A 6606-nucleotide genomic window follows, 5' to 3' on the forward strand; every position below is an offset into this window, starting at 1 on the left:
GGTGTGTGCGGTCTGTGGTGCGGTGGTCATGCGGCGCCGCCCTTCCCGACGACCGCGACCGCCGTCTCCGTCTCAGTCGCGGAATCCGCGGCGGCCGTGTCGAGGTCGGCGGCGCTGTCGTCGACGACGGTGGCGAGCACCTCGTCGAGGGCCACCTGGGCGCCGGGCACCGCGGTGACGGTGACGGTGCCGGTGGCCGGGGCGGTGAGCACGTGCTCCATCTTCATCGCCTCGACGACGACGATCGCGTCGCCCGCCTCGACATGGGCGCCGGATTCGACCTTGACGTCGACGACCGAGCCGGGCATCGGGGCGAGCACCTCTGCCCCGCCGGCCCCGGGTGTGAGCGAGGTGTCGGCCTGCGGGCGGGTGAAGACGTGGATGCCGCGGTCGCCGGTCACCCAGATCGACCGGTCAGCGGCGTCGGAGAAGACCCGGCCGGTGTGCTGGGTGCCGTCGATGAGGACGTGCCAGGTGCCGTCGTCGCCGACGCTGACGTCGTCGACGGCGCTCGTGACGTCGACCGTCTCCCCGTCGACGGTGAGGGCGACCGTGGGGCGGAAGTCCGGACGCGAAGTGCGGAAGGGCAGCGCCCGCGCCCACGCCGAGGCGGTCCCCCGACCCAGCGCGTCCGCGGTGAGCTCCCCGGTCACCTCGGTGCCGGCCCGGCCCTGCGTGCGGAGGACGGCGGCGGTCGCGATCTGCCGGTCGATCTCCCCGGCTGTGTGGGCGAGCTGATCCTCGCCGAGGCGGTCGATGAGCGAGGTGTCGAGGTCACCGGCGACGACCTCGGGGAGGGTGGCCAGGGTGCGGAGGAAGTCGATGTTCGTCACGATACCCGGCACCGCCGAGGCCGCGAGCGCGGCGTCGAGGCGGGCGAGGGCGGTGGCTCGGTCAGGGCCCGAGACGATGAGCTTGGCGATCATCGGATCGTAGTCGGAGGCGACCCGCTGACCGGCGTCGAGTCCGGAGTCGACGCGGATGCCCTCCCCGGCGGGGAAGACGACGTCGAGCGCGCGGCCGCCGGTGGGGAGGAATCCGCGGGCGGGATCCTCGGCGTAGATGCGGGCCTCGATCGCGTGCCCGGTCAGGGTGATGTCGTCCTGGCTCAGCGGCAGCTCCTCCCCCGCGCCGACGCGCAGCTGGAGTTCGACGAGGTCGACCCCGGTGACCTCCTCGGTGACGGGGTGCTCGACCTGGAGGCGGGTGTTCATCTCCATGAAGAAGAACTCGTCGGGCCGGTCGGCGCCGACGATGAATTCGACGGTGCCGGCGCCGCGGTAGCCCACGGACCGTGCCGTCTCGATCGCCGCCTGGCCGATCCGCTCCCGGGTCGCCGCGTCGAGGAGGGCCGAGGGAGCTTCCTCGATGACCTTCTGGTGGCGGCGCTGCAGGGAGCATTCGCGTTCGCCCAGGTGGATGACGTTCCCGTGCGCATCGGCCATGACCTGGACCTCGATGTGGCGCGGGGTGGCGACGAGGCGTTCGAGGAAGAGGGTGTCGTCGCCGAAGGAGTTCGCGGCCTCGCGACGTGCGGTCTCGAGAGCGGCGGGCAGAGCTGCGGGCTCGAAGACCGCGTGCATGCCCTTGCCGCCGCCACCGGCCGAGGGCTTGATGAGGACGGGGTAGCCGATGTCCTCGGCGGCGGCGATGAGCGCCTCATTGCTCAGCCCGGCGTCCTTCGTGCCGGGCACGAGCGGCACGCCGCGGGCGGAGACGGCCTGCTTCGCGGTGATCTTGTCGCCCATCGTCCGGATCGCCTCGGGTCCGGGACCGAGGAAGACGATGCCGGCGGCCTCACACGCGGCAGAGAAGTCGGCGTTCTCGGAGAGGAAGCCGTAGCCGGGATGGATGGCCTGGGCCCCGGTCGCCTGGGCGGCCGCGATGACCTTGTCGATGTCGAGGTAGGACTCCGAGGCGGCGGCGGGACCGAGCCGCACGGCGGTGTCGGCGGCCCTGACGTGGGCGGCGTGCGCGTCGGCGTCGGAGTAGACGGCGACGGTCCGGATGCCGAGGCGCTTCGCGGTGCGGATGACGCGCAGGGCGATCTCGCCGCGGTTGGCGATGAGGATGGTGTCGAACATTGGTCAGCTCACATTCTGAAGACGCCGTAGCCGGCGGCGTCGAGCGGTCGGCTCAGGGGCGAGAAGCGGGCGAGGTCGAGGGCGAGCGCGAGGATCTCGCGGGTGTCCTGAGGTTCGATGATGCCGTCGTCCCACAGCCTGGCCGTCGAGTAGTACGGGTTGCCCTGGGCTTCGTACTGGTCGCGGATGGGCTGCTTGAACTCGTCTTCGGCCTCGGCCGACCACGTCTCGCCGCGGGACTCGATCTGGTCGCGTTTGACGGTGGAGAGGACACTGGCGGCCTGTTCGCCGCCCATCACGGAGATGCGGGCGTTGGGCCACATCCACAGGAAGCGCGGGGAGTAGGCGCGCCCGCACATCGAGTAGTTGCCGGCGCCGAAGGATCCGCCGATGACGACGGTGAATTTCGGGACGCGGGCGGTGGCGACGGCGTTGACCATCTTCGCCCCGTGCTTGGCGATGCCGCCGGCCTCGTAGTCGCGGCCGACCATGAAGCCGGAGATGTTCTGGAGGAAGACGAGCGGGATCGTCCGCTGGTCGCAGAGTTCGATGAAGTGGGCGCCCTTCTGGGCGGATTCGCCGAAGAGGATGCCGTTGTTGGCGATGATGCCGACGGGGTGGCCGTCGATGTGGGCGAAGCCGGTGACGAGGCTCGTGCCGTACTCGGCCTTGAACTCGTGGAACTGCGAGCCGTCAACGAGGCGGGCGATGACCTCGTGGACGTCATAGGGGACCTTCGAGTCGACGGGGACGATCGAGGTGAGCTCCTCCGGTGAGTGGAGCGGTTCCTGCGGTTCGATGACGTCCCAGTTCGGCGCCGGCTTCGGTCCGAGGGTGGAGACGATGTCGCGCATGATCTCGAGTGCGTGCGCGTCGTTGGCCGCGAGGTGGTCGGTGACGCCGGAGACCCGGGAGTGCAGGGCACCGCCGCCGAGGTCCTCGGCGCTGACCTCTTCGCCGGTCGCGGCTTTGACCAGCGGCGGGCCGCCGAGGAAGATCGTGCCCTGTTCGGAGACGATGATCGATTCGTCGGCCATCGCCGGGACGTAGGCGCCGCCGGCGGTCGAGGAGCCGAGGACGGCGGCGAGCTGCGGGATGCCCGCGGCGGACAGGGTCGCCTGGTTGTAGAAGATCCGACCGAAGTGCTCGCGGTCGGGGAAGACGTCGTCCTGGTTGGGCAGGTTCGCACCGCCGGAGTCGACGAGGTAGATGCAGGGCAGCCGGTTGTCCTTCGCGATCTCCTGGGCCCGCAGGTGCTTCTTCACCGTCACCGGGTAGTAGGTCCCGCCCTTGACGGTGGCGTCGTTGGCGACGATGACGCATTCGCGCCCGGCGACCCGGCCGATGCCGGTGATGATCCCGGCGCCCGGGCTCGCGTCGTCGTACATCCCGTTCGCCGCGAGCGGGGAGAGTTCGAGGAAGGGGGTGCCGGGGTCGAGGAGGGCCTCGACGCGATCGCGGGGCAGGAGCTTGCCGCGGTCGATGTGCCTCTGCCTGGACTTCTCGGGTCCGCCGAGCGCGGTGGCGCTGATGCGGTCCCGGAGTTCGGCGATGAGCGCGGCGTGCGCGTCGGCGTTGGCCTGCCCGGCCGCCGGGTTGGCCGCAGTTCCCACTGCTCTCATTCCCTGGTCCCCTCACTGCAGTTTCAGTTAATGGTGATTAACTGACTGCTATGATACTGCTCACGGTCGAGTGTGACAACGCGCACGACCACCGAGCACGAATGTGAGTGGGAATGAAGCAGACGGAAGCGACGTCGCGCGCGCGGCGGCGAAGGCGGCCAGGCGCGAGCAGCTGCTCGCGGTGGCGAAGACGCTCTTCGCCCGGCACGGCTTCCACGGGGTCCGCCTCGAGGACCTGGCCAAGGGCGTGGGCATCTCCGCACCCGCGGTCTACCGGCACTTCGAGTCGAAGGAGGCCGTCCTCGAGGAGCTCCTCGTCGGGATCTCCCAGTACCTGCAGACCGGCGGGGATGCGATCGCCTCCCGGAACGCCGAGGCGGTGCCGACGCTGCGGGCGCTCGTCGACTTCCACATCGACTTCGCGATGTCCGAGCCCGATCTCATCCGCATCCAGGACCGCGATTTCGCCGCCCTGCCCGACGGGTCGCGGCGCACGGTGCGGCGCCTGCAGCGGCAGTACGTGAGCGAATGGGCGGCCGTCGCGGCGCAGGCCCACCCGGACTGGTCGCTCGAGGCCGCGACCGTGCGCGTCCACGCGGCGTTCGGGATGATGAATTCGACGCCGTACCTCGCCCGCAGCTCCAGCGCCGAGGTGGTCCGCCGCGAGCTGCGGGCGGCAGCGACCGCGGCGCTGGGGCTATCAAAGTAAGAGTATCTATCGAGTTCTCGTCGGACGCCACGGTGCCCTATAGGCAACAAAACCAGGACGAGGTCAAATGTACGTGCACGGAAACTGCAAGAAAGATTCACGTCAGAAGCATCCGTTGCTTGAACTGAGTTCTCTCTAAACGAGCCCACATTTCGCCACCCAACCTCAATCACAGAGATACCAGCACGTTCAGGTCCACGGTCGATTCCAGGCTCGTGTCAATGCATCATGAAGCATATATTGATGATGACGGCTAAACCCGGCACCGCTGACATTGCGATAAGCAAAGTCAGTATACTTTCCATTGCGCATACCTATTCCCCCAACATCGAACAGCTGTTTCAGCAGTTGACGGATTTCATGTGTTTCAATTTCACCTTCTAGCTCTCGCTGGAGGTACTCGAAAGAAAACATGCGCCTAGGGCTTGTTCGCAACACATCCTCAAAACTTCTTAGGCGAGGCGTCTTATTCGGCGGCAAAACTCCCGCAAGGTTGTCGAATATTTCACCCACGAAATACTCAATGCAGTAGCGTTTTAACGCACTCTCAGCAATCGCCTGCGGGATTGCCGAACGTCCACCGTATTCAAGTTTCATGTAATTCAATGCCGCGATAATGTCACGCGGCAATAGACGGGTATGATCCAGGATCGCGGTTGGAATGTCGGGATATATCCACGCCCTGTGATTGGCAAAGTACTGTTTTACCAGATTAATCTGAGGATGGCGCACGGATGTTTTTCCTTGAACCAAGTTCCAAAGATCATTCTGAGGCCCAATGCCGCCAGCATTCCAGTCTAGGTGGACCGCTTTTTGCTTCATCTTGTTCAGATCGGGCCCCGAAAGCACATCAAAAATATCTGAGCGAACTGCGGTAACAAACAAATACGGCAGCCGACTAGCTTTCGACCACTTGTTCAGAGAATTGATCGCCTGGATCAAACCGGTAAGAGAATTCCACTCGTCATGATCTTCAAAGAAGAACGAATCCAATCCATCCAGTGCAATCAAATGCCGACTTTCACTTGGATTCTCGATCAAGGTTTCCTTAATGAACGCCGAGGCCTCCAATGGGCCCTGAGATGTAAATTCGTTGTTTTTTTCGGACCTGCCAAATTCACTGCTAAGAAATTTGAGATCCATCTTGATCGGACCCATTTTCCACTTTGTTACCGCCCCGATCCAATCATTTGTAATGTATCCTTGCTTACGCAGTCCAGAAATTAGTTGCTCAAGTTGCCGATGGGCGGAAGTCGCACCTACATCATTCGATAGCGAGGACAACAGCCTCAACAAAAGCAAAAATTCCCATCCAGATTGAGTCCTCGAAGCGCCCAGCGATTGTCCGCTTCCGAAGCCTGTGACATCGTTAACCGGGAAGCCGGCGAGATCCCAGAGCATAAAGAACCGGTTCGGGTCGCCTTGCCATTTGAGCCTAATATGCTCTAGAACTGCCGTTTTCCTGATCCCTTCGGGCCAAGCAATAACCAAAGATTGCGAGTTTCGATGCCGTATGCCGCTTCACGATAATCGAAGTAACCGTTTAACAGTAGTTCGGGCTCGTCGATTGCTTCTTGAGTAGCATCTATGTCTCCGAAGTTGAGATCACTGAACTTCGGGGAGAGTTCGCGCGGGGATGTCTTCTTCGCCATTTCGTTAGTCTAGACCGTCGCGCGCCAGGGCGTGAACGAAAGTCTGAGTCAAGTTCTAGGCGACTACTGATGGCGAAAATTTCGGCCGACAGCAGTTCAAACTCCTCTGCCGTTTGAGAAGCTGGCTCTCCAGGCACGAGCGCGGCCAATGTCTACAAGCGTATCGGTATCTCCAGTATTGCCTATGCCGAAGCTACGGTGACTTGGTTAGGGAGCCCTGCGAGGCGCGCCATGAGGCGTACGTACATTTTTCGGCTTCGCGATGTCCGAGCCCGATCTCATCCGCATCCAGGACCGCGATTTCGCCGCCCTGCCCGACGGGTCGCGGCGCACGGTGCGGCGTCTGCAGCGGCAGTACGTGAGCGAATGGGCGGCCGTCGCGGCGCAGGCCCACCCGGACTGGTCGCTCGAGGCCGCAACCGTGCGCGTCCACGCGGCGTTCGGGATGATGAATTCGACGCCGTACCTCGCCCGCAGCTCCAGCGCCGAGGTGGTCCGCCGCGAGCTGCGGGCGGCAGCGACCGCGGCGCTGGGGCTAT

The 6606-nt window shown here is 64.6% G+C and carries 5 protein-coding genes and 1 pseudogene; 2 read left to right on the forward strand and 4 right to left on the reverse strand.

Annotated elements, in window-relative coordinates; translation table 11 throughout:
* Positions 1–26: 26 nt before the first annotated feature.
* Positions 27–2084: an acetyl-CoA carboxylase biotin carboxylase subunit gene (locus tag AC2W7K_RS07960; RefSeq protein WP_198500694.1), complete on the reverse strand. Its 2058-nt coding sequence runs from the start codon at positions 2082–2084 to the stop codon at positions 27–29.
* 8 nt (positions 2085–2092) lie between these two features.
* On the reverse strand, positions 2093–3706 hold the full coding sequence (locus tag AC2W7K_RS07965; protein ID WP_198500693.1) for a carboxyl transferase domain-containing protein: 1614 nt from the start codon (positions 3704–3706) through the stop codon (positions 2093–2095).
* 103 nt (positions 3707–3809) lie between these two features.
* On the opposite strand from AC2W7K_RS07965, the gene AC2W7K_RS07970 reads away from it, so the two are divergent.
* Complete coding sequence (locus AC2W7K_RS07970) at positions 3810–4415, forward strand: TetR/AcrR family transcriptional regulator (protein ID WP_486005968.1); 606 nt, start codon at positions 3810–3812, stop codon at positions 4413–4415.
* A 189-nt stretch (positions 4416–4604) separates the two neighbouring features.
* Here AC2W7K_RS07970 and AC2W7K_RS07975 read toward each other — a convergent pair whose 3' ends face one another.
* Complete coding sequence (locus AC2W7K_RS07975) at positions 4605–5816, reverse strand: P-loop ATPase, Sll1717 family (protein ID WP_486005969.1); 1212 nt, start codon at positions 5814–5816, stop codon at positions 4605–4607.
* 44 nt (positions 5817–5860) lie between these two features.
* Positions 5861–6067, reverse strand: coding sequence for a hypothetical protein (locus tag AC2W7K_RS07980; protein ID WP_486005970.1), 207 nt, complete (start codon positions 6065–6067; stop codon positions 5861–5863).
* Between the two features lie 262 nt (positions 6068–6329).
* On the opposite strand from AC2W7K_RS07980, the pseudogene AC2W7K_RS07985 reads away from it, so the two are divergent.
* Positions 6330–6606: pseudogene (locus AC2W7K_RS07985) on the forward strand (TetR/AcrR family transcriptional regulator); the annotation flags it as partial.

It is taken from the genome of Brevibacterium sp. LAARM2_SD2, from assembly GCF_057364785.1.

Bases quoted from the DNA above. Each gene is read 5' to 3' on its own strand.
- AC2W7K_RS07965 (WP_198500693.1), bottom strand. From the start codon at position 3,706: ATGAGAGCAGTGGGAACTGCGGCCAACCCGGCGGCCGGGCAGGCCAAC.
- AC2W7K_RS07960 (WP_198500694.1), bottom strand. From the start codon at position 2,084: ATGTTCGACACCATCCTCATCGCCAACCGCGGCGAGATCGCCCTGCGC.
- AC2W7K_RS07975 (WP_486005969.1), bottom strand. From the start codon at position 5,816: ATGCTCTGGGATCTCGCCGGCTTCCCGGTTAACGATGTCACAGGCTTC.
- AC2W7K_RS07980 (WP_486005970.1), bottom strand. From the start codon at position 6,067: ATGGCGAAGAAGACATCCCCGCGCGAACTCTCCCCGAAGTTCAGTGAT.